The following is a 21929-nucleotide window of genomic DNA, read 5'->3' on the forward strand; positions in this document are numbered from 1 at the left end:
AGTTTCATACTCCCGATAAGAAGAATAAGGCTATGAACACGCAGATTCAGTCCCGAAACGGGTGCAAAACCCGCCTAACAAGATCCAGCCTGAGCCTGCTGATCGGCCTGGCCATTTCAGGCAGTGGCATCGCCGGCGATGCGCTGGAAGAGCCTGCGCTGAAGTCCGACCTGGCCGCGAGCCGCATGCTTCTGGATATCGAACGAGCCGGCAGCAAGCTGGTGGCGGTCGGTGAGCGCGGCCATATCCTCATCTCTTCCGACGAGGCCGACACCTGGCAGCAGGCGCCGGCGCCGGTGCGCGTCACGCTGACCAACACCTTCTTTGTCGACGAGAGTTTCGGCTGGGCTGTGGGCCACGATGGTGTAGTACTCAAAACCGAAGATGGTGGCCGCAACTGGCGCAAGGTGATGGATGGCGAGCGCGCCAACAAGCTGATGCTGGCCCACGCGGAGGCACGCCTGGCCGAGCTGGAGGATGAGCTCGAAGCCGCCGCTGATGAACAGCAGCGTGAAGAGCTGGAGTTCGAGCTTGAAAACCGCACCTACATGGCGGAAGACGCCGCAGCCTTCGCCGACGAAGGGCCAAGCCGCCCCTTCCTCGATCTTTGGTTTAAGGATCGTAACGAAGGCCTGGTGATCGGCGCTTTCGGCCTGATTCTGCACACCAACGATGGCGGCGAAACCTGGTCTGCCTGGTTTGACCGTCTCGATAACCCCACTCAGTTTCACCTCAACGCCATCAGCCACATCGGCGATCAGCTCTATATCGCTGCCGAGGCGGGCAATCTGTATCGCTCCGCGGATTGGGGGCAGCACTGGGAACTGCTCGACAGCCCCTACGACGGCTCTTTCTTCGGCATTACCGGCAACGACCGGGGCCGCATTATCGCCTTTGGTCTGCGCGGCAACGCCTTCCAGTCAGATGACTGGGGCGATTCCTGGGAGACCATCGAAACCGGTGTCGATTCCACGCTGTTCAGCGGCGCCATGCTCGCGGACGGTTCGGCAGTACTGGTGGGCGCGGCCGGCGTTTCCCTGCATCTCGATGCCGAGGGTCAGGTGATTGCTACCGACAGGGATCCGGCGCGTCTGCCACAAAGCAAGGTTCTGGTCAGCGAACAGAAAGAGTTGCTGATTGCAGGTGCTCACGGCGTTCATGCAGCCGTTCCTGCACCCTTTCATGTAACAACGACAGTCAGCGGAGGTAATGCAGATGAATAACTATCAGCCGATTTCCGACCGGCGTCCGACGCCAAAAGGCGGGCTGTCTGGCAGCGAGTCGATTATCGAACGTATCTTCTTCCACCATCGTCCGCTGGTGATCCTGCTGATGCTGGTGGCGACGGTATTTTTTGGCTATCAGGCCAGCAGCATCAAGCCGGAAGCCAGCTTCGATAAGATGATTCCCGCATCGCACCCCTATATCGCCAACTACATCCAGCACAAGGATGATATGGCGGGTCTGGGCAATGCCATCCGTATTTCGGTGGAAAATACCCAGGGCGATATCTTCGATAAAGGTTTTCAGGAAACCCTGCAGAAGATCCACGACGAGGTGTTCTACATCCCCGGCGTTGACCGCGCCAAACTGATGTCGATCTGGGCCTCGGGCGTACGCTGGTCGGAAGTCACAGAAGATGGTCTCACCGGCGGTCCTGTCATTTCAGATACCTATGACGGCTCGGCGGCCGAGCTGGAAAAGCTGAAGACCAACATCCTCAAATCGGGCCGTATCGGCTCCCTGGTAGCCAACGACTTCAGGTCGGCGATCATCTATGCCCCGCTGATGGACTTCAACCCGGAGACCGGCGAGCTGATCGACTACCAGCAGTTCTCCAGCCAGCTAGAAGAGCTGATCCGCGACAAGTACGAAAACGACAGCATCAAGATCCATATCACCGGCTTTGCCAAGGTGGTGGGCGATCTGATCGACGGTGCAAGCCAGGTTGCGATCTTCTTTGCTGTGGCGCTGGCGATCACCCTGGTGCTGCTCTACCTTTACTCGCGCTGCCTGCGCAGCTCGATCATTCCGCTGATGTGCTCGGTGATCGCCGTTATCTGGCAGCTGGGCCTGCTGAAAACCCTGGGCTACGGTCTCGACCCCTACTCCATGCTGGTGCCCTTCCTGGTGTTCGCCATCGGTGTCAGCCACGGAGTGCAGATCATCAACGCCATCGCCCATGAGAGCGCCCGTGGGTCCAGCAAGGAGCTGGCCGCGCGCCTGGCGTTCCGTTCCCTGTATATCCCGGGGATTATCGCGCTGATCAGTGATGGCGTCGGTTTTGCCACCCTGATGGTGATCGATATTGCGGTGATCCAGGACCTGGCGGTCGCGGCCAGTATCGGCGTGGCGGTGATCATTCTCACCAACCTGATTTTGTTGCCGATCCTGATGTCTTACGCCGGCGTCAGCCGCACTTCGGTGAAGAAACAGCAGCAGATCGAAGAACACGGCAAACACCCGATCTGGAACCTGCTCTCCAGCTTTACCCAGCGCCCCCGTGCGGCGGTAATGATCATTCTGGCGCTGGGCCTTGTGGGTCTGGGCCTGTACCAGAGTCAGGGCCTGAAGGTGGGTGATCTGGACGCCGGCGCGCCGGAGCTGCGCCCGGACTCGCGTTACAACCTGGATAACGCCTTCATCAACCAGAACTACTCCACCAGCACCGATATCTTCGTGATCATGGTGCAGACCGCCAAGGATATGTGCTCCGACTACCACACCCTGGATGTGGTCGATCAGCTGCAGTGGCGCTTGCAGCAGCTGCCGGGCGTCCAGTCCGCCAACTCCATGGTGAACGTGGCGAAGCAGGCGATGACCGGCTACAACGAGGGCAACGTCAAGTGGATGGCGCTGAACCGCAACCAGGCGCTGCTGAACCAGGCATCGATCACCGCACCGCGCGGCAGCTTCAACGCCGATTGCAGCCTGATGCCGGTGTTTGTCTACCTGAACGATCACAAGGCGGAAACCCTCGCTTCCGTAGTGCAGGAAACCGAAGCCTTCGCCGCGCAGTACAACAGCGACGCCATCACCATCAAACTGGCGGCGGGTAACGCCGGTATCGAGGCGGCCACCAATATCGTGATCGAGAAAGCCCAGTACGAGATGCTGATCTGGGTGTACTCGGTGGTGGGTTTCCTCTGCCTGCTGACATTCCGCTCCATCCGCACCGTGGCCTGCATCCTGCTGCCGCTGGCGTTGACCTCCCTGCTTTGCCAGGCGTTGATGGCGCGCCTCGGTATCGGCGTCAAGGTCGCTACCCTGCCGGTTATCGCGCTGGGCGTCGGTATCGGCGTGGACTACGGCATCTATATCTACAGCAAGCTGGAAACCTACCTGAAGGCGGGCCAGAGCCTGCAGCAGGCCTACTTCAATACGTTGAAGACCACTGGCAAGGCGGTTGCCTTCACCGGTCTGACCCTGGGTATAGGTGTGGGCACCTGGTACTGGTCACCGATCAAGTTCCAGGCCGATATGGGGATTCTGCTCACCTTCATGTTCGTCTGGAACATGATCGGCGCCCTGGTGTTCCTGCCGGCCCTGGCCAGCTTCCTGATCAAGCGCTCGCCGGTGACCGAACAGCAGCCGCTCAAGTCCAGTACCGAGCAGCGTGAACAGCAGGTCCGCGAGGTGTCTCATGCCTGAGTCCAAGAACCTGCTGGTGGTGATCAATCCCGGCGCCAAGACACAGATCGCGCTGGAAAAGGCGGCCAGAATTGCGGCCGGCGGCGACCGCATCACCGCTCTGTTGCCGGCAGGGCCGGTGGCTGAGCGCTGCCGTGAATCCCTCGAAGCGCAGCTGGAAAATCTGCGTGTGCTGGGCCTGAAGGCCTGCCTGGAAACCACCACGGAAACCAACCTGCAGCGTGCGGTGCTGGTAGCCCAGCATCAGCACGACACCAGTCTTCTGCTGAAGGAGCCCCAGGCCTCCAGCCTCACCGACTCCCTGTTTACGCCGCTGGACTGGAAGATCCTGCGCACCAGCCAGACCCCGGTGTTGATGGTAAGGCAAAGCGAATACAGCGCCGATGCACCGGTGCTGGCGGCGATCGAGGCGCAGCCTGCTGATGCCGAACACCAGGCGCTGAGTCACCGCATTCTGCAGCTGGCGCGGGATATGAGCCACCGCCTGAGCGCCGAGCTCTGCCTGTTCAGCGCTGAGCCTGCCCCAATGCAAGATGCTCTTCATGAATCTGGGAACCCGATTCTTTTTCCGGGAAATGCTGCCGATGAGTACCGCCAGAGCAGCCTCGCGCTGGCACACCGCTACGACGTTCCGGTCAGCCGTGTGCATATCGCCCAGGGGCCGGCGGAAGTGCTGATCCCTGAGCAGGCAAAAAGACTTAATGCGGGGTTGGTGGTGCTTGGCACCGTTGCCCGCGCAGGGCTGAGCGGTGTGCTGCTGGGTAATACCGGCGAGCAGATCCTGGAACGTGTCAGCACCGATGTGCTGGTGATTCCGCCCTTACCGGAAAAAAGAGCGGAAACAGCCTGAACCAGACTAAGCCGCCAAGGCGGGAACCGAATAAAAAGAACCCAACGAGTGAGTACAGACCATGACGCTTAAACAGGTTTCTCTCGACGACAAGTACACCAAAGAGCGCGGTACGGTCTACATGACCGGCAACCAGGCACTGGTTCGGCTGCCGCTGCTGCAGAAACAGCGAGACCTGTCCCAGGGTCTTAACACCGCGGGCTATATCACCGGTTATCGCGGCTCGCCCATCGGCACCTACGACATGGAGCTAAGCCGCAACAAGAAGCTGCTCGACGCTCATGACATCGTGTTTCAGCCAGGCGTCAATGAAGACCTTGCGGCCACATCCGTATGGGGCACCCAGCAGATCGAGGCGGAAGCCGAGAAAAAATATGACGGTGTTTTTGCCATCTGGTACGGCAAGGGCCCCGGAGTATTCCGCTCCGGTGATGCGATCAAACATGGCAGCTTCTTTGGCGCCTCTCACAAGGGCGGCGTACTGCTGATCGCCGGTGATGACCACGTGGCCAAGTCATCAACCATCGCGCATTACTCCGAGCCCGAAATGATCGCTCACGGCAGCCCGGTGCTCTACCCCTCCACGGTGCAGGAGGTGATCGACTACGGCCTGATCGGCTGGGCACTGTCGCGTTATTCCGGCGCCTGGGTCACGCTGAAGGTGGTTAATGAAACCATCGAGGGTACCGCCACCGTTGAGCTGGACCCGGAGAAATCACAGACCAAGGACCCGCAGGGGCTGGAGATCCCTCCCGAAGCGCACTTCGTACCGCCCACCGGCGGCCTTGGCCCGGCGGCCACCGCCGAGCGTATGGCTTACTCCGCGCGCATTCCGCTGGTGAAAGCCTTTGCCCGCTTGAACAAACTGGATCGCATCACCCTGGAAGCGCCGCAGCGCAAGCTGGGTATCGTCAGTAGCGGCAAGGTGTACCAGGATATCCTGCGCGCCTTCCAGCTGATGGGGATCGATGAAGAGAAGGCCCGCGCGCTGGGCATCAGCCTGTATAAGGTGGCGATGATCTGGCCGCTGGAGGATCAGGGTCTGGCGGAGTTTGCCGAGGGGCATGAAGAGCTGCTGGTGATTGAAGAGAAGCAGCCGGTCATGGAGCCGCAGATCGCCGATCAGCTGTTCAACTGGCCGGATGCGCGTCGCCCTCGTCTGATCGGCAAGCGCGATGAGCAGGGCCAGCCGATCCAGAAAACCTATGGCGGCATGTCACCCCATGAGATCGTCGCGCTGCTGCGCGACCGACTGGCGGCCAACGGCATGCTGGATGACGCTACGCGCCAGAGCTGTGACGAGTATCTTGCCAGCATCACCGGCGGATGTGGCGCTATCATCCCCCAACTGGTGCGTATCCCCTATTTCTGCTCCGGTTGCCCGCACAACAGCTCCACCAAGGTGCCCGAGGGCTCCCAGGCGATGGCGGGTATCGGCTGCCACGCCATGGCCGGGTTTATGAACCGCAACACCAGCTTCCCGACACAGATGGGCGGCGAGGGTCATAACTGGGTGGGCCTGTCCCACTTTGTCGATACCAAGCACCGCTTCCAGAACCTGGGCGATGGCACCTACACCCACTCCGGCCTGCTCGCGGTACACGCGGCCGCGGTGCAGAAAACCAATATCACCTACAAGATCCTCTACAACGATGCCGTCGCGATGACCGGCGGGCAGCCGGCGGAAGGCCAGCTGACGCCCCAGCAGATCAGCGAACAGGTCACCGCCTTGGGCGCCAAGCGCGTGGTGATCACCACCGATGATCCGGATAAATACCGCGACCAGCCGGCCTTCGCCAAGGGCGCCGAGATCCACCACCGCCGCGAGCTGGACCGCATCCAGCGTGAGCTGCGCGAGGTGCCGGGTGTGACCGTGCTGATCCATGATCAGACCTGTGCCGCCGAGAAGCGCCGTCGCCGCAAACGTGGCCAGTTCCCCGATCCGCAAAAGCGCATGTTCATCAACGAACAGGTGTGCGAAGCCTGCGGCGACTGCTCGGTACAGGCCAACTGCGTCAGCCTGCAGACGCGCAAGACCGAGTTCGGCAACAAGCGCGTTATTGACCAGTCCAACTGCAACAAGGATTACCGCTGCGTGGATGGATTCTGCCCCTCCTTCGTCACCGTGCTCGGTGGCAAGCTGCGCAAGGCGGAAACCGCGAGCCTGGGTGAGTCGCTGTTTGATGGCATCCCGCAACCGGTGCGTCCGGAGTTTGACGGCTGCTACACGGTGATGATCAACGGCATCGGTGGCACCGGCGTGGTAACCATCGGCGCGGTGCTGGGGATGGCCGCTCACCTGGAAGACAAGTCGATCTCTATCTATGACATGACCGGTTTCGCCCAGAAAGGCGGCGCCGTGCAGAGCCATCTGCGTATCGGTCACAGCCAGAGTGATATCACCAGCCTGCCGATAGGCCCCGCCGATGCGGACCTGATTATCGGCTGCGATCTGGTGGTGACCGCCAGCGAAAGCTCCATGCGCTCCATTCGCCCGAACCGCACCAAGTGCGTGGTCAACAGCGATCCGGTGGCCACCTCGGTGCTGCAGCTGATGCGTGACTTTGAACTGCCGACCCAGCCGCTGCTGGCCGGGTTAAAAAAAGCGTTGCAGGACGACCTCTGCAGCATCGACGCCACCAAGATCGCCAACGCCCTCACCGGTAACAGCATCGCCGCCAACATGTTCCTGGTCGGCTTTGCTTTCCAGAAGGGCTGGCTGCCCCTCAGCGAGGAAGCGATCCTGAAGGCGATCGAGATCAACAAGGTCTCCATCGAATTCAACCAGAACGCCTTCCGCCTGGGGCGTGTTGCAGCCCACGACATCAGCCGCATTCTGCCGCTGATCGCGAAACAGCTGGACGCCAGCAAGCCTGATGTGGCGGAAACCGCGGAGCAGGCGCTGCAGCGCCGTATCGATCACCTCACCGCTTACCAGAATGCCGCCTACGCCGCTCAGTATGTCGAACTGGTGGAACAGGTGCGCAAGGATGAACAGCGCAAGATGCCAGGTCGCACAGAGCTCTCCGATGCGGTGGTGCGCAACTACTTCAAGCTGATGGCCTACAAGGATGAGTACGAGGTAGCGCGCCTCTACACCGACGGCAAGTTCAGGGAACGTCTGGAACAGCAGTTCGAGGGCGACTTCAAACTGCGTTTCAACCTGGCGCCGCCGATCCTCAATCGTCGCGATCCGCAAACCGGTCATCTGCGTAAGCAGGAGTTCGGCCCCTGGGTGCTGAAGGCGTTCGGCCTGATGGCGAAGCTCAAAGGCCTGCGTGGCACCGCGTTCGATCCTTTCGGTTACACCGCCGAACGCCGTCAGGAGCGTCAGATGATCGCCGATTACCGGAAGACCATCACTGAACTGCTCGAGCAGATCACCGCCTCTAACTACGACCTCGCGGTAAAAATTGCCGAGCTGCCTGGTGGTATACGCGGCTATGGCCACGTCAAGGAAACCGCCATCAAACAGGCCGAGGGTCAGCGCAAGGTACTGCTGGCGGACTTCAAAAGCGCCCGTGAGGTGATCGCCTCGGACAAACAGGAACTGTTCTACGAAGCGACCTGATTGGCCGCGCAGCCGGACTCTTTAATCAAAGGGCCGGCAGCGCCTACCGCTATTTGCTGTCGTGTTATGTCAAGCGGATCGCAGATTCGGTCAAATCCCGCTGTCCGGGATTCCTTACCCTAAAACAAAATAAAAACAGGTGCCTTTGAGCGCCTATCAACCCGTAAAGGGGAGCTCGTTTCAATGAAGAAAACCCTGCTCGCATCAGTAATAGCCGCCCTGGCGGGCGCTGCGTCCCATAGCGTGATGGCAAACCCGACCCAGGTGTTCTGGGGCGATACTCATCTGCACACCGCCTATTCCGGCGATGCCTTCGCCATGGGTAACGAGTCGGTAGACCCCGATACCGCTTACCGTTTCGCCCGCGGCCTGCCGGTGATCCACCCCTACAACCGTACCCGTGTTCAGCTGAACCGGCCGCTGGATTTCCTGGTGGTGGCGGATCACGCCGAGTACATGGGGCTGATGCAACTGGTGCGCGATAAGAGCTCGCTGCTGGATGGAGCGGAGAACGGCCAGAACCTGATCAAACTTTGGGATACCAAGGGCTCCAAATCCGTTTACTACGATGCGGCCGGTGCGCTGGTGAAAGGCGCGCCCTACCAGGACCTGCTGACCAAGGCGATCCGTCAGCCGATCTGGGACAAGATCATCAAAGCGGCGGAAGAGAACAACAAGCCTGGCGAGTTCACCACCTTTATCGGCTGGGAATGGTCCTCCATGCCGGGCGGCGCCAACCTGCACCGTATCGTCTTCACCGACAAGGGCGGCGAGGTTGCCGAGAAGTTTCTGCCCTACTCTTCGGCGGACAGCGACCGTCCGGAGGATTTCTGGAACTGGCTCGATCAGACCTCCAGTGATACCGGTGCCGATTTCGTGGCGATTCCGCACAACTCCAATATCAGTAATGGCCTGATGTTCAACGACGTGGACAGCGATGGCCACCCGATCAGCGCCAGTTACGCCCGTACCCGCATGCGTTGGGAGCCGGTGGCGGAGGTCACCCAGATCAAGGGCGACTCCGAAACCCATCCAAGCGTATCGCCCGAAGATCCCTTCGCCGATTTCGAAACCTTCGAGCATGTGATGAACTTCGGTGCCGGCGATGAAGAAGCTGAGGTGGATCAGGTCAGTAACTACGCCCGTAGCGCCCTGAAACGGGGCCTGGAGATCGACGCCAAGGTCGGCGCCAACCCCTATAAATTCGGCATGGCCGGCTCTACCGACTCGCATACCGGCCTGACCACCGCATCCGAGCCCAACTTCTGGGGCAAGTTCGGCATCGACTCCATCCCCGAAAACCTGGATATGGAAACCACGCCGCACGCGGATGGCTGGAGCATGTCCGCAGCCGGCATGGTCGCGGTCTGGGCCGAGCAGAACACCCGCGAAGAGATCTTCGCCGCGTTCAAGCGTAAGGAGGTTTACGCCACCACCGGCCCGCGTATGCAGGTGCGTTTGTTTGGCGGCTTCGACTTCGCTGCTGAAGACGCGAGCAACAACGATCTGGCGGGCGTCGGTTACAGCAAGGGCGTGGCCATGGGCGGCGATCTGAGTAACGCGCCGGAAGGTAAGGCCCCCTCCTTCCTGATCCAGGCGGTCAAAGACCCGGATGGCGCCAACCTGGACCGGGTACAGCTGGTTAAGGGCTGGCTGGACGCCGAGGGCAAGAGCCACGAGCAGGTGTTCAATGTGGCGCTCTCCGATGAGCGCGAAGACCGCGGCGCAGACACCCAGCCGGTCGGTAACACCGTCAACCTGGAGACCGGCCACTACAGCAACAGCATCGGCGATACCGAGCTGGTGACCGTCTGGCAGGACCCGGATTTCGATGCCAGTCAGCGTGCCTTCTATTACCTGCGGGTGATGCAGATCCCCACGCCGCGCCACACCATGCTGGACGCCGTGGCGCTGGGACGCTCCCAGGATGAGGTGCACTTTCCGGCCACGATTCAGGAGCGCGCCTACTCCTCACCCATCTGGTACACGCCCTGAGGGATAGCCGTTGGTAAACAAAAGAGCAGCGGTCTGACCGCTGCTCTCTCATGGCTCTACTCTCACAAAATCATCACCGAGTCATCCAATGATAAAAACAACACTCTCGGTCCTCATCTCAGCCACGCTGCTCTCTTCCGTCGCCCAGGCCGAGGAGATCTCCTACTCGCCGATGGCAGGCAAGGATCATCCGCAGCAGGTGTTCTGGGGCGATACCCATCTGCACACCTCCTACTCCTTCGATGCCGCCATGATGGGCAACAAGGGTTTGGCACCGGCAGATGCCTACCGCTTCGCCCGTGGCGAGGAGATCCGCGCGCATAATGGCATGATCGCGAAACTGAACCGTCCGCTGGACTTCCTGATGGTGTCCGATCATGCCGAGTACCTTGGTCTGATCCCGATGGTATCCGCCGGCAACGAGGAGATCCTCAGCGACCCTGTCGGTGCGCGCTGGGCTGAGCTCTTAAATGGCGGGCCCGATGAGCAGCTCAAGGCGCTGCTCGAAATGAACATCGATATCGCTAAAAACCACAAAAGCATGGTCAACGCCTCAGTCGAACGTACCGCCTGGGATGAGATTACCCGCGCCGCGGACGAATACAACGATCCCGGCAAATTCACCGCGCTTATCGGTTACGAATGGACCACTATGCCCGGCGGCGACAATCTGCATCGGGTAGTGATGTTCGCCGACGACGCCAGCAAGGCCGGCCAGGTGATCCCCTTTTCCGCCTTCGACAGTGAAGACCCGGAAGATCTCTGGAACTATCTGCAGGCGTACGAGGAGAAAACCGGTGGTCGGGTGCTGGCAATTCCCCATAACGGCAACGTCAGCAATGGCCAGATGTTTGCGCTCACCGATCGCAAAGGCCAGCCGCTGACTCGTGCCTATGCCGAAACCCGCAGTCGCTGGGAGCCGGTGGCAGAGGTTACCCAGATCAAGGGCGATGGCGAGACCCATCCCAGGCTGTCTCCGGATGACGAGTTTGCCGACTTCGAGCGATGGGATAAGGGCAACCTCACCGCCACCGCGGTTAAAACCGACGCTATGCTGCCGTTCGAGTACGCCCGCTCGGCGCTGAAGCTCGGCCTGGAGCAGGAAGCAAAACTGGGCGTTAACCCGTTCAAGTTCGGCATGATCGGCAGTACCGATGCCCACACCAGCCTCTCCGCCGTTGAAGAGAACAACTTCTGGGGCAAGTTCAGCCTGTTTGAACCTAGCGCCAAACGCGGCGAGATCGCCGGCTATACCGTCGGTAAACAGGGCAAGGTGTATGGCCTGACCATCGATGAATCGGTGGCCTCCGGCTATGCCGCCGTCTGGGCCACGGAGAATACCCGCGAAGCTCTGTTCGATGCGATCAAACGCAAGGAAACCTACGCCACCACGGGCCCGCGCATCAGCGTGCGGTTTTTCGGCGGCTGGGATTTCGCCACCGACGAGGTGGATTACCCGGATTACGTCAGCCGCGGCTATGCCAAGGGTGTGCCGATGGGCGGTGATCTGACCCAGGCACCGACTGGGCAGGCTCCCTCCTTCATGGCGGCGGCCTCCCGCGATCCTGAAGGCGCAAACCTGGACCGGGTTCAGATCGTCAAAGGCTGGCATGACAGGAACGGCAGCCTGCAGGAAAAAGTGTTCGACATCGCCTGGAGCGATAACCGCGTTGCTGATGCCAGCGGCAAGCTGCCTGCGGTTGGCAGCACCGTTGATAGCGATGCCGCCACCTGGACCAACAGCATCGGCTCGGCGGAGCTGAGCAGCGTCTGGAGCGACCCGGAGTTCGATCCGTCTGAGCGTGCCTTCTACTACGTCCGAGTGCTGCAGATCCCCACGCCGCGCTGGACCGCTTACGACGAAAAGCACTTCGACACCCAACTGAACAGCGATATGCCGGGCGCCATTCAGGAGCGCGCCTACACCTCGCCCATCTGGTACACACCCAGCGCGGAGAACTGAGAGATGATAAGCAAACTGATCAGAGATCCTCTGGTCCACTTCAGCCTGATCGGTGCCGCGCTGTTCGGCGTCTATGAACAGCTCAAAGCACCGGAAGCAGCATCTGACCCGCACACCATCCTGGTTGATCGCGACGCCCTGCTGACCTTTATGCAGTACCGCTCAACGCGCTTTGAGCCAGAGCAGGCGAGCCAGCGCCTCGACAATATGCCCGAGCCTGAACGCGAGCAGCTGATCCACGATTTCGTGCGTGAAGAGGCGCTTTACCGCCAGGCAGAGGCGCTGGGTATGACCGAGAACGACTACATCATCCGTCGCCGTTCGGTGCAGAAACTGGAGTTTATCGCCCAGGGCGTGGCGGAACAGGTGGTCAGTGTCGAGCCTGATGCGGTACAGGCCTACTTCGATAGCCATACCCAGGACTATTACGAGGAACCTTCCTACACCTTCACCCATGTGTTCGTTAAACCTGATGCCAGCAGCGAAAGCGCTCCGGAGCGCGCCCAGAAGCTGCTGACAGAGCTGAACGATCAGCAGGTCGAATTCTCCTCCGCCACCGGTTTCGGCGATCGCTTCCTTTACAACCGCAACTACGTCGAGCGCACCCCGGAGTTTATCGCCAGCCACTTTGGCGAGGGCTTTCGCGCCCAGCTGGCGGAACTGACGGCAGACAGCGGTCGCTGGCAAGGGCCTGTGGTTTCCAACCACGGGCTGCACCTGGTGATGCTCAGCGAATACCGCCCGGGACGGCTGCCGGAGCTGGCCGAGGTGAGAAGCCGCGTGGAGCAGGATTTCCGCCTCTCCCAGGAGAAACAGAAGCAGGAATTGGCGATTCAGCAGATAGTGGAGCAGTACGATGTTGAATACCGTCTATAAGCTGCTTAGCTGCCTGTTGCTGATCCCCGCCACGCTGCTGCTGGCTGCAACCGCGCAGGCCCATGATGCCCGGCCGCTTTATGTGCAGGTCACCGAGTTGAATAAGCCAGCTCTTGAAAGTAAGAGTGCGGGCGCGCATCAGTACCTGCTGAAACTGCAGGTGCCTCCCTCGGTAGAATCGGGTAACCGCCCGTTTATTACCCTGCCGGACAACTGCAGCCACGAGCGCTTCGGCCTGGTAATTCAGTTGAGCTGCACCTCTTCACTGGCGGGAAAGACGCTGGAGATCCATTATCCGCAGTTCAACCCGTCGATCACCACGCTGATCCGCGCCAGCTTTAGCTCTGGCGCCAGCTATCAGACACTGCTGTCGCCCAGTGAAAACCGCTGGGAGATCCCCACCGAGCAGAGCACAGCTCAGGTGATCAGTGACTACACGGTACTGGGTGTCGAACACATCCTGATTGGCTGGGACCACCTGCTGTTCCTGTTCTGCCTGCTGCTGATCTCCGGCACCTTCAAGCGAACGCTGATCACCCTGTCCGGTTTTACCCTGTCCCACTCACTGACGCTGGTGATGACCACCCTGGGAGTGATTCAGCTGCCGATCGCGCCGGTCGAAGCGGTGATTGCACTGAGTATTCTGTTCCTGGCGGCAGAGGTGATGCGCGATCGCAGGCACACATTGGCCTGGCGATATCCAGTCGGGGTTTCGGTGCTGTTTGGCCTGATCCACGGCTTCGGTTTTGCCTCTGTGCTGCAGGATATCGGTCTGCCGCAGACGGAGCTGACCACCGCCCTGCTGTTCTTCAATATTGGTGTGGAGATTGGACAGGTGATGTTTGTCAGTGCGGTGATGCTGGTGCTGTTCCTGCTGCGGAGCTGGCGTCCGTTTCCGGACGGTAAATTCCAGCAGTTGATGCTTTACGGAACAGGTTCCCTGGCGGCGTTCTGGACCATCGAGCGGATCGCCGGGTTCTGATTCATCAGCCGCAGCAGCGGTGTAATCGACAGGTAACGAGAAGATGTCGACCCACAACAACCAGATGCTGGAAGCACGCAGCAGCGTACTGCTCGGTTTTACCGAGCATTGCCGCCGACACAGGATCAACCCGATGCAGATCCTTGCGCGGGAAAACCTGACCCCGGCGGTGACCCGGTCGCAGGATCTGCGTATCCCCTACCGCAGCTTTGTGCGGGTGCTGGACCATGCCGCGGCGGAATCCCCCTACCCGCTGTTCGCGCTGACCCTGTCGCTGCGTCACGGCATAGAAGCGCTGGGTGCGTTGGGGTTGATGGCCTGTCAGTGCGACACGCTGCGCGACAGCCTGGAGATGGTGCGTAAATACGTGCACTACCATGCCCAGGGGGTGGAGCTGGAGCTGACGGAACAGAACGGTGTAGCGCGGCTCAGTTACAACGTCAGAATGGCCGAAAAGATCGATCTGACCCAGCTGATGGAGGTGGGCATAGGTCGTATCTTCAGCGTGCTCAAAACCCTGGCGCCGCCCGGCATGAGCCTTACCGGTGTAAGCTTTCGCCACGCCCCTACAGCGCCGATCGATGCCTACACCCGCGAGCTGGGGCTGGAGCCCAGGTTCAGAGCCGGGGTCAATGCGGTCAGCTTTCCTGCTTCATTTTTGCCGCTACCGCCGTCACCGGCGCCGGAACGGCTGCGGCACTACTTTGAATCCTTTCTGCGGCAGAATCCCCAGGAACATCTGTTGCCGCTAAAACAGCAGGTGATTAAGCTGATCCATGAAATGATCCCCACCGGCGAAGTCTCCGCCGACGCGGTAGCGAAGCTGATGAATATGCATACCCGCAGTCTGCAGCGCCAGCTCAAGCTGACCGGTACCGATTTCAGAACCCTGCTGGAAGAGGTGCGCTACCAACTGGCACAGGATGCACTGAGAAACGCCGAACAACCGCTGACCGAGGTGGCCCTGCAACTGGGCTACTCGGAACTGAGCGCGTTCTCGCGGGCGTTCAAGCGCTGGAGCGGCGTATCACCGCAGAAATGGCGGGCAACCTCAGGTTAGAAGCTTTGTCGATTAGCGATAAGGAGGCGCGGCATGGCTCAGGTAAAAGCTGAGCCGCCGCTGATCTCCTGCACAACGGGCTTAGATTAACCCGGGCCTAAAATGTACCCCGGGAGAGTTCCTCCCTGAGGATCGCAGCGCCCTTGCACAGGGCTTCAAGCTTGCCCCGGGCTACGCTGTTGGGCAGCGGTGCCATGCCGCAGTTGGTGCTCGGGTACAATTTATCGGCATCGACAAATTTCAGCGCACGTCGAAGCGTCTCAGCGACCTCTTCCGGCGTTTCGATCTGATGATTGGCCACATCGATAGCGCCGACCATCACTTTTTTGCCACGGATCAGTTCGATCAGATCCATGGGCACACGCGAGTTATGGCACTCCAGTGAGATCAGATCGATAGACGACTGCTGCAGCTTTGGAAATATTTCCTCGTATTGCCGCCATTCCGAGCCGAGGGTCTTTTTCCAGTCGGTGTTGGCTTTTATCCCATAGCCGTAACAGATATGTACGGCCGTTTCGCACTTCAGCCCCTCGACGGCCTTCTCCAGCGCAGCAATACCCCAGTCATTTACCTCATCAAAGAAGACGTTAAACGCCGGCTCATCAAACTGAATGATATCGACGCCTGCGGCCTCCAGCTCTTTTGCCTCCTGGTTAAGAACTTTGGCAAATTCCCAGGCGAGTTTTTCACGGGATTTGTAGTGGGCATCATAGAGCGTATCGACCATTGTCATCGGGCCAGGCAGCGCCCACTTGATCGGTTTGTCGGTCTGCTGGCGCAGGAACCTGGCATCGTCGACAAACACCGGTTTTTGACGCGCGATCGCACCGTTAACCACGGGTACGCTGGCGTCATAACGATCACGTATCTTCACCGTGCGGCGGTTTTCGAAATCGACGCCGCTCAGGTGCTCAATAAACGTGGTTACAAAGTGCTGGCGTGTCGTTTCGCCATCACTGACGATATCAATGCCAGCCCGGTCCTGATCCATCAAGGCCAGGCGCAGAGCATCCTGTTTGCCCGCTACAAGCTCATCAGCTTCCAGTTTCCAGGGTGACCAGAGTTTCTCCGGTTCTGCGAGCCACAGGGGTTTCGGCAGACTGCCGGCGGTTGAGGTCGGTAGTAATGTTTTCATGTTCAAATCCCGGATCAGATGCGTGATGAAGCGCAGTTTGCGGACCACTGCTGAAGAATCGGCTGGTAAGGCTCGATGAAGTGCTCTTTGGCAAACCTGCCCTGTTGAACCGCCAGATGGTTACGTTCTACGCGATCGTAGTTAATCAGGGTGAGCGAGTAGTCCGAGTGTTTTAAGCTCGGCTTGTAGCACTTACCTGCCGCCGCATTCGCGTTGTAAATTTCCGGGCGATAGATTTTCTGGAACGTCTCCATGGTACTGATCGTGCTGATCAGCTCGAGATTGGTGTAATCGTTGAGCAGATCCCCAAAGAAGTAGAAAGCAAGCGGCGCGACGCTGTTTGGCGGCATGAAGTAGCGCACCTGCAGACCCATTTTCTTAAAGTAGCTCTCGGTCAATGAGGACTCGTTGGGCAGGTACTCGTTGCCTAACACCGGGTGCTGGTTGTCGGTCTGTACGTACGTCTTGTTCTCGGAAACGCTCAAACAGATCACCGGCGGCTTATCGAAACTGTTTTTGTAACTTTCCGATTCAATGAAGTGTTTAAAAATCTTGCCGTGCAGATCGCCAAATTCATCGGGGATCGTAAAGTTCGGCTGATCCTTGTTGTGATCCCGTAGAAGAACGCTGAAGTCATAATCACGAACGTAGGATGAGAAGTTGTTACCGACAACGCCCTCGATGGTTTCACCCGTTTTATGATCAACGATATCGGTTTTTAACATCTCCAGCGTCGGGAATGTCTGTCCATCGCCGGCCACATCGATGTCCACGGAGACGATATCGAGTACCACGGAATAGCGCTTGCCGTCAGCGTTGTCCCAGTTCGCCAGGGCATTAAAGCGGCTGTCGATCATCTGCAACGCATTGCGCAAGTTCTCCTCGCGGCTCTCACCACGCGCCAGGTTGGCGAAGTTGGTGGTCAGGCGTGTGTCGTCCGACGGTTGGTAGTTCTCATCAAAACGGGTTTTCTTAACCGTGAAGGCAAAATCCCTGCTCATTTCACTTACTCCCTCTACTGCTTCGATAGACTCGGTTTGATTGCTGATTGGCTGAGCAATCGATCTGTGAGGGACTTTATACGCTCGATTTAATGTGAATGAAATTAATGATATTTCACTTCGATGTGAATTTAATTAATTCACACTTGTAGGTGAGTGACAGGAACGCGGTGACATCCTGCTCAGCTACCACCTCAGGATGACCGAGAAGATCGCTCTAACGCGGCAGGACTGGCACGTAACCACATTTGGTACCTCCTTGGAGTCCCTGCGCCCGCAAACGGATAAGGACTCGAAACAGCTAATTGGCAGATGGGCAGCAGTAATTGGCTGACATCCCAAAGGGGTTGGTTGAGTCAATGAATAACCAGGCACAAGGCAGAGGCGTCGGATCGAGATGGCCCTACCTGAGAGAAAAAGATGGACCCGGAGAGTCGACAACCGCTGTGCTGCGTATGTCGAAAGGGAATTCAAGATGGGGCTTGCAGGCCTAAGCCGCTCCCCGCTTTTTTTAGGGAGCACTCCGATCAAAATCACTTATTCACTATAGGACGTCCAGACGTGGACTCCTGTTCTCAACCCGTCATCGCTTTCGCGATCAATGATCATCATATTACCCGTGAGCTTTTCTGACAGAGAGAACTTCCAGGCACTAACCGTCGTGAGTCCCTGCGGTAGTTATCGGAGATTAATGCCTGGATGTAGGTGCAGCATGTAGCTTACAGAGTTCGTTATTGACTGGATTGGTACCAAAAAACTGAGGTGGCAGGAAAGGGTAAAAGCGTGAAAAAGGATCAAGCGAGGACTATTGCGTGATGGCTCAGAAAAATTACGTCGGCCTTCTATTAAATAAATAAAATAAAGCTATCACTGGTCTGGTAATGAGCGTACTATGAATTTGCTTGATAGTAAGACCTGCATTTATGCCCCTTTTCGAAGTCCTGCCTAATCGTATGTGCCTCGTTCTGTTTTCATAAGTCCTTGTATTATTTAGAGCATCATTCGAACAGATGCAGAATTTTTCTGCAGTGTTCAAACATTTTTGAACGAGAGTACTATTATGTCTACTGCTACTGGCACCGTTAAATGGTTCAACGAGTCTAAAGGCTTCGGCTTTATCACACAAAATAACGGTGGTCCGGACGTTTTCGCCCATTTCAGCGCGATTACGGGTTCAGGCTTCAAAAACCTTACTGAAGGCCAAGAAGTTCAGTTTTCTGTTACTCAGGGCCAAAAAGGTCCTCAGGCTGAAAACATAACCGCGATCTAAACATCGAGTTTAGTAAGTGATTTAAAACGGACTCTCGGGGTCCGTTTTTTGTTGCTTTTTTAAGGGGAGTTAAAAAGATTTTTTCTTTTAATAAACAATCAATTTGAATTCCGGTGCCCTTCAGTCCTTCAGCCCTACCACTACATACCGCATTATTTTTTCACTCACCAGATTCCTTTTTTGGCGATATGCTTTTAGCAGTGCACCCTTTAACACGGATTTTTTGTTGTTACTCCGTTTCGGCTCCTACTGCCGCGAAGCGATGATTTCCTCTAAAAAGCCCGCCGTTACCTGGGTTGAGCAACCTTTTCGATCTAGGGACGACCGCCCCTCTTTGCCGGAACCCGACCTTTAGCATTAACGGTATTTCCGGAGCTTCTTCAACCACGCTTACCCGCATCCGGTGGCTTTTTGGCTCTTATCACCTTTTCGATGGTCTCGTGCGAAAGCGCACATCAGTGTTGAGTTCACCTGCGTTCAAACGGTCAAGCTATTTGACAGAATGCGAACCCGGATTGACATTTTATGACAGGCGTTTGGCTGAAAATGATACCAAATCAGCAGTTCTGCATTGATTATGAAAGGTTTTGTGCCATTTTGTAGCGATTCGACGCCATTTGACAATTTGCGGCACGGGATTAATCTGAGCGCCATAAAGATAAAAATAAATTAGATGGTGCTAAAAATGGGTAGTGTAACCTCCAGCTCGAAGGTTAAGAGCAGCGCGCTCATGGGCTTTCAGGCCCTGTGTCGGAGCCGTCATATCAACCCGGTTGAAATGCTCGCCGCCGAAGGGCTGTCGAGTACCGTTCTTCGTATCCCCGATCTGATGATCGCCTATGACAGCCTCGCCCACGTCCTGAACCATACGGCCGATGTGGCGGACTACCCTCTCTTTGGACTGGAGATGTCCAAATACCAGGGGCTGAAAACCTTTGGACCTCTGGGGTTGCTTGCCTCGCAAAGCGCTACCGTCGCCGGTAGTCTTGAGATCATCGAGAAGTATTTCCACTTCCACGCCTCCGGCGTCATCATGAACCTGGTGCCGCATGGCAAAGAGATGCACTTCTGCCTGGATATCATGATCGATCCGTCGATCAGCCAGGAACAGCTGCTGGAGATGAGCCTGGTGCTGGGTTACAACGTGCTTTGCGAGCTCTCGCCGGAGTTTGCAAGCCAGACCAGCATCCACTTCCGTCACCCCGCCCTGGCCGAGCCCGAGGAGTACAGCGCCATCACCCGAGCGAAGCTCTGCTTCGGTCAGGAGCGCGATGCACTGGTGTTCCCGGCGCGTCTGCTCGAGCAGAAGCCCAGCCCCGCCTCCGATGAGGTAAAAAACTATCTGGAAGCCTTCCTTGAGCGGGAATCCCAGGGGCATGAGCAGCCGCTGCAGCACAAGGTCTCGAAACTGATCTACGAACTGATCCCCACCGGCGAAGCAACGCTGACCACCATTGCCCCGATGCTCGGGATGAACATGCGCACCCTGCAACGTGAGCTGCGCCAGCAGGGCACCGAGTTTCGTACCCTGCTGGACGACGTGCGTTTCGAGATCGCCCGCACAGCGCTGGAACAGAACCACTCCATCACCGATGTGGCGCTGAACCTGGGTTACTCGGAGCTAAGCGCCTTTTCACGGGCATTCAAGCGCTGGTCGGGTGTGCCGCCGCAGCGCTGGCGTCATAACGATCACGCTCCCCGCATGATGCACTGACCCACTGTACGGGCAGTCGTGCTTTCGCACCCTGCCCGCTCTCTTCTTTCACGTTCCCTCCTTTCACGTTTTTTTCGTTCACCTTCCCTTCTTCCAAATAAGTCACAAAATGCCGAATCGCTGTCGCGGTTGGTCAAGCCGGTTTGGTCCCAGCTCTCTATTTTCTCAGTCTGAGTCCAGCAGATTCTGTCTTCGGCTAATGAGTAGGCTCATGAGCTTGGGAAGGCAGCAGAATAAATAGAAATGGATCGAAATAATGACTACACAACTGATTGAATCACTGACGGAGATTGTCGGCAGCAAGGGCATCCTGACCGGCGAAGATGTATCCCAGCGTCCGGATGGCTGGATGAACGCTCCTCAGTGCAAGGCGAAGGCGATTATCCGTCCCGCCAATACCGACGAACTGTCTGCGGTGATGAAACTCTGTCATCAGAATGACCAGACCGTGACTACCCACGGCGGCATGACCGGGCTGGTGGGCGGTGCCATCACCTCTGAGCAGGATATCGTCGTATCGCTGGAGCGGATGCGCAATATCGTTGAGATCGACACCCAGAACCGCACCCTCACCACCGAAGCCGGCGTTACCCTGCAGACCATTCAAGAGGCCGCGGAAGCCGACGACCTGTTCTACCCAGTGGACCTGGGTGCCCGAGGCAGCGCGACGATTGGCGGTAATATCGTCACCAACGCAGGCGGTAACCGGGTGCTGCGTTACGGTATGACGCGGGACTCAGTGCTCGGGCTTGAGGCGGTGCTGGCCGACGGTACCGTGATCTCCTCGATGTCGAAGGTGATCAAGAACAATACCGGTTATGACCTGCGCCAGCTGTTCATTGGCAGCGAAGGCACCCTGGGTATCGTTACTCGTGCGGTGCTGCGTTTGCGTCCCAAGCCCCGTGGAGAAGCCACGGCGCTGGTGGCGGTTGAACGCTTCAGCGATCTCAGCAAACTTCTGAGCCTTGCCGAAGGCGGCCTGAGCGGTGGCCTCAGCTCCTTTGAAGTGATGTGGAACGATTTCTACTCGCTGGTGACCAGCTTTGAACGCCACAAGGCGCCGCTGGACGCGAACTCACCGTTTTACGTGATCCTGGAAACCCAGGGAAAAAGCGATGAAGCGGAACAGGCGCGCCTTGAGGAGCTGCTGGGCGAAGCCCTGGAACAGGAACTGATTAGCGACGCTATCCTGACCCAGTCGGTCAGCGAGCGTGACAAGATCTGGGCGATCCGCGATGACATCGAGGCGCTGTTCAGCCTGTCACCTATCCACGGCTTCGATATCAGCCTGCCGATCCCGGCGATGGAAGGCTACCTGGAGAACTTGCGGACAGATCTGCTAGCCCGCTGGCCTGAAAGCCGGATGATCGTGTTCGGCCACCTGGGCGATGGCAACCTGCACGTGATTATCGGCAAGGTCTCCTACGACGAGAAGCACGAGCTGGACGAAACGGTCTACCGGGGCCTTGCGCCGCTGGGCGGCTCGATCTCCGCCGAGCACTGCATCGGCCACGAGAAAAAGCCCTACCTGCATCACAGCCGCTCGGAAGCGGAGCTCGCCCTGATGCGCACCATCAAGCAGGCGCTGGACCCGAAAATGCTGCTTAACCGCGGCAAGATCTTCGATTGAGCGCCAGACCTTTCCACAAATCTTTCCCTTCGAAGAGCGGCCTCGGCTGCTCTTACTTTATGCCTATACAAAGGCACACTAGAGCGGGATCGGTCATTGCTACCTGACCGCAGCATTATTCCGTCCCCTTCGGCGCAGCCGAGCATCGCAGGCTGAAAGAGAAGAAAGGGACAGGCTGTTTGAGCGACGCAGGAGCGAGTTTCCTGTCCCGCTCTTTCAGACGAGAAGCAC

At 58.1% G+C, this 21929-nt stretch carries 14 protein-coding genes; 12 read left to right on the forward strand and 2 right to left on the reverse strand.

Annotated elements, in window-relative coordinates; genetic code table 11:
- Positions 1 to 32 precede the first annotated feature (32 nt).
- The 9 genes from C4S72_RS04220 to qhpR all read left to right on the forward strand — a co-directional run bounded on the left by C4S72_RS04220 (position 33) and on the right by qhpR (position 14948).
- Positions 33 to 1223, forward strand: a complete 1191-nt coding sequence (locus C4S72_RS04220; protein ID WP_104001794.1) for a WD40/YVTN/BNR-like repeat-containing protein — start codon at positions 33 to 35, stop codon at positions 1221 to 1223.
- A complete protein-coding gene (locus C4S72_RS04225) occupies positions 1216 to 3651 on the forward strand; it encodes an efflux RND transporter permease subunit (protein ID WP_104001795.1) in 2436 nt (811 codons plus the stop codon). The genes C4S72_RS04220 and C4S72_RS04225 overlap by 8 nt, the downstream gene beginning before the upstream one ends.
- Positions 3644 to 4501, forward strand: coding sequence for a universal stress protein (locus C4S72_RS04230; protein ID WP_104001796.1), 858 nt, complete (start codon positions 3644 to 3646; stop codon positions 4499 to 4501). Before C4S72_RS04225 ends, C4S72_RS04230 begins: the two co-directional genes overlap by 8 nt.
- Positions 4502 to 4562: 61 nt before the next feature.
- Positions 4563 to 8072, forward strand: coding sequence for an indolepyruvate ferredoxin oxidoreductase family protein (locus tag C4S72_RS04235; RefSeq protein ID WP_104001797.1), 3510 nt, complete (start codon positions 4563 to 4565; stop codon positions 8070 to 8072).
- Positions 8073 to 8255: 183 nt separating this feature from the next.
- Positions 8256 to 10067, forward strand: coding sequence for a DUF3604 domain-containing protein (locus C4S72_RS04240; RefSeq protein WP_104001798.1), 1812 nt, complete (start codon positions 8256 to 8258; stop codon positions 10065 to 10067).
- 88 nt (positions 10068 to 10155) lie between these two features.
- The gene (locus C4S72_RS04245) at positions 10156 to 12030 is read left to right on the forward strand and encodes a DUF3604 domain-containing protein (RefSeq protein WP_104001799.1); all 1875 of its coding nucleotides are present in this window, start codon (positions 10156 to 10158) and stop codon (positions 12028 to 12030) included.
- 3 nt (positions 12031 to 12033) lie between these two features.
- Positions 12034 to 12906, forward strand: coding sequence for a peptidyl-prolyl cis-trans isomerase (locus C4S72_RS04250; protein WP_104001800.1), 873 nt, complete (start codon positions 12034 to 12036; stop codon positions 12904 to 12906).
- A complete protein-coding gene (locus tag C4S72_RS04255; RefSeq protein ID WP_104001801.1) occupies positions 12887 to 13888 on the forward strand; it encodes a HupE/UreJ family protein in 1002 nt (333 codons plus the stop codon). Before C4S72_RS04250 ends, C4S72_RS04255 begins: the two co-directional genes overlap by 20 nt.
- A gap of 43 nt (positions 13889 to 13931) precedes the next feature.
- Positions 13932 to 14948 carry an AraC-like transcriptional regulator QhpR gene (qhpR, locus tag C4S72_RS04260; RefSeq protein ID WP_104001802.1) on the forward strand — a complete coding sequence of 339 codons (1017 nt, stop codon included), beginning with the start codon at positions 13932 to 13934 and terminating at the stop codon, positions 14946 to 14948.
- A gap of 97 nt (positions 14949 to 15045) precedes the next feature.
- Here qhpR and C4S72_RS04265 read toward each other — a convergent pair whose 3' ends face one another.
- Both C4S72_RS04265 and C4S72_RS04270 read right to left on the reverse strand, forming a co-directional pair.
- Positions 15046 to 16083 carry a methionine synthase gene (locus tag C4S72_RS04265; protein ID WP_104001803.1) on the reverse strand — a complete coding sequence of 346 codons (1038 nt, stop codon included), beginning with the start codon at positions 16081 to 16083 and terminating at the stop codon, positions 15046 to 15048.
- Positions 16084 to 16097: 14 nt separating this feature from the next.
- Positions 16098 to 17084, reverse strand: coding sequence for a DUF1852 domain-containing protein (locus tag C4S72_RS04270; protein ID WP_104001804.1), 987 nt, complete (start codon positions 17082 to 17084; stop codon positions 16098 to 16100).
- 1060 nt (positions 17085 to 18144) lie between these two features.
- Between C4S72_RS04270 and cspE the strand changes: the two genes are divergently transcribed.
- The 3 genes from cspE to C4S72_RS04285 all read left to right on the forward strand — a co-directional run bounded on the left by cspE (position 18145) and on the right by C4S72_RS04285 (position 21698).
- On the forward strand, positions 18145 to 18354 hold the full coding sequence (cspE, locus tag C4S72_RS04275; RefSeq protein ID WP_104001805.1) for a transcription antiterminator/RNA stability regulator CspE: 210 nt from the start codon (positions 18145 to 18147) through the stop codon (positions 18352 to 18354).
- A 685-nt stretch (positions 18355 to 19039) separates the two neighbouring features.
- On the forward strand, positions 19040 to 20068 hold the full coding sequence (locus tag C4S72_RS04280) for an AraC family transcriptional regulator (RefSeq protein WP_160115440.1): 1029 nt from the start codon (positions 19040 to 19042) through the stop codon (positions 20066 to 20068).
- Positions 20069 to 20324: 256 nt separating this feature from the next.
- Positions 20325 to 21698, forward strand: a complete 1374-nt coding sequence (locus C4S72_RS04285; protein ID WP_104001807.1) for an FAD-binding oxidoreductase — start codon at positions 20325 to 20327, stop codon at positions 21696 to 21698.
- Positions 21699 to 21929: the final 231 nt, after the last annotated feature.

Source organism: Marinobacterium lutimaris (assembly GCF_900108065.1).
Lineage (GTDB): Bacteria > Pseudomonadota > Gammaproteobacteria > Pseudomonadales > Balneatricaceae > Marinobacterium_D > Marinobacterium_D lutimaris.

What these genes read in the sequence shown, in the direction of transcription:
- C4S72_RS04220 (WP_104001794.1), top strand. Translation starts at nt 33, where the DNA reads ATGAACACGCAGATTCAGTCCCGAAACGGGTGCAAAACCCGCCTAACA.
- C4S72_RS04225 (WP_104001795.1), top strand. Translation starts at nt 1,216, where the DNA reads ATGAATAACTATCAGCCGATTTCCGACCGGCGTCCGACGCCAAAAGGC.
- C4S72_RS04230 (WP_104001796.1), top strand. Translation starts at nt 3,644, where the DNA reads ATGCCTGAGTCCAAGAACCTGCTGGTGGTGATCAATCCCGGCGCCAAG.
- C4S72_RS04235 (WP_104001797.1), top strand. Translation starts at nt 4,563, where the DNA reads ATGACGCTTAAACAGGTTTCTCTCGACGACAAGTACACCAAAGAGCGC.
- C4S72_RS04240 (WP_104001798.1), top strand. Translation starts at nt 8,256, where the DNA reads ATGAAGAAAACCCTGCTCGCATCAGTAATAGCCGCCCTGGCGGGCGCT.
- C4S72_RS04245 (WP_104001799.1), top strand. Translation starts at nt 10,156, where the DNA reads ATGATAAAAACAACACTCTCGGTCCTCATCTCAGCCACGCTGCTCTCT.
- C4S72_RS04250 (WP_104001800.1), top strand. Translation starts at nt 12,034, where the DNA reads ATGATAAGCAAACTGATCAGAGATCCTCTGGTCCACTTCAGCCTGATC.
- C4S72_RS04255 (WP_104001801.1), top strand. Translation starts at nt 12,887, where the DNA reads ATGTTGAATACCGTCTATAAGCTGCTTAGCTGCCTGTTGCTGATCCCC.
- qhpR (WP_104001802.1), top strand. Translation starts at nt 13,932, where the DNA reads ATGTCGACCCACAACAACCAGATGCTGGAAGCACGCAGCAGCGTACTG.
- C4S72_RS04265 (WP_104001803.1), bottom strand. Translation starts at nt 16,083, where the DNA reads ATGAAAACATTACTACCGACCTCAACCGCCGGCAGTCTGCCGAAACCC.
- C4S72_RS04270 (WP_104001804.1), bottom strand. Translation starts at nt 17,084, where the DNA reads ATGAGCAGGGATTTTGCCTTCACGGTTAAGAAAACCCGTTTTGATGAG.
- cspE (WP_104001805.1), top strand. Translation starts at nt 18,145, where the DNA reads ATGTCTACTGCTACTGGCACCGTTAAATGGTTCAACGAGTCTAAAGGC.
- C4S72_RS04280 (WP_160115440.1), top strand. Translation starts at nt 19,040, where the DNA reads ATGGGTAGTGTAACCTCCAGCTCGAAGGTTAAGAGCAGCGCGCTCATG.
- C4S72_RS04285 (WP_104001807.1), top strand. Translation starts at nt 20,325, where the DNA reads ATGACTACACAACTGATTGAATCACTGACGGAGATTGTCGGCAGCAAG.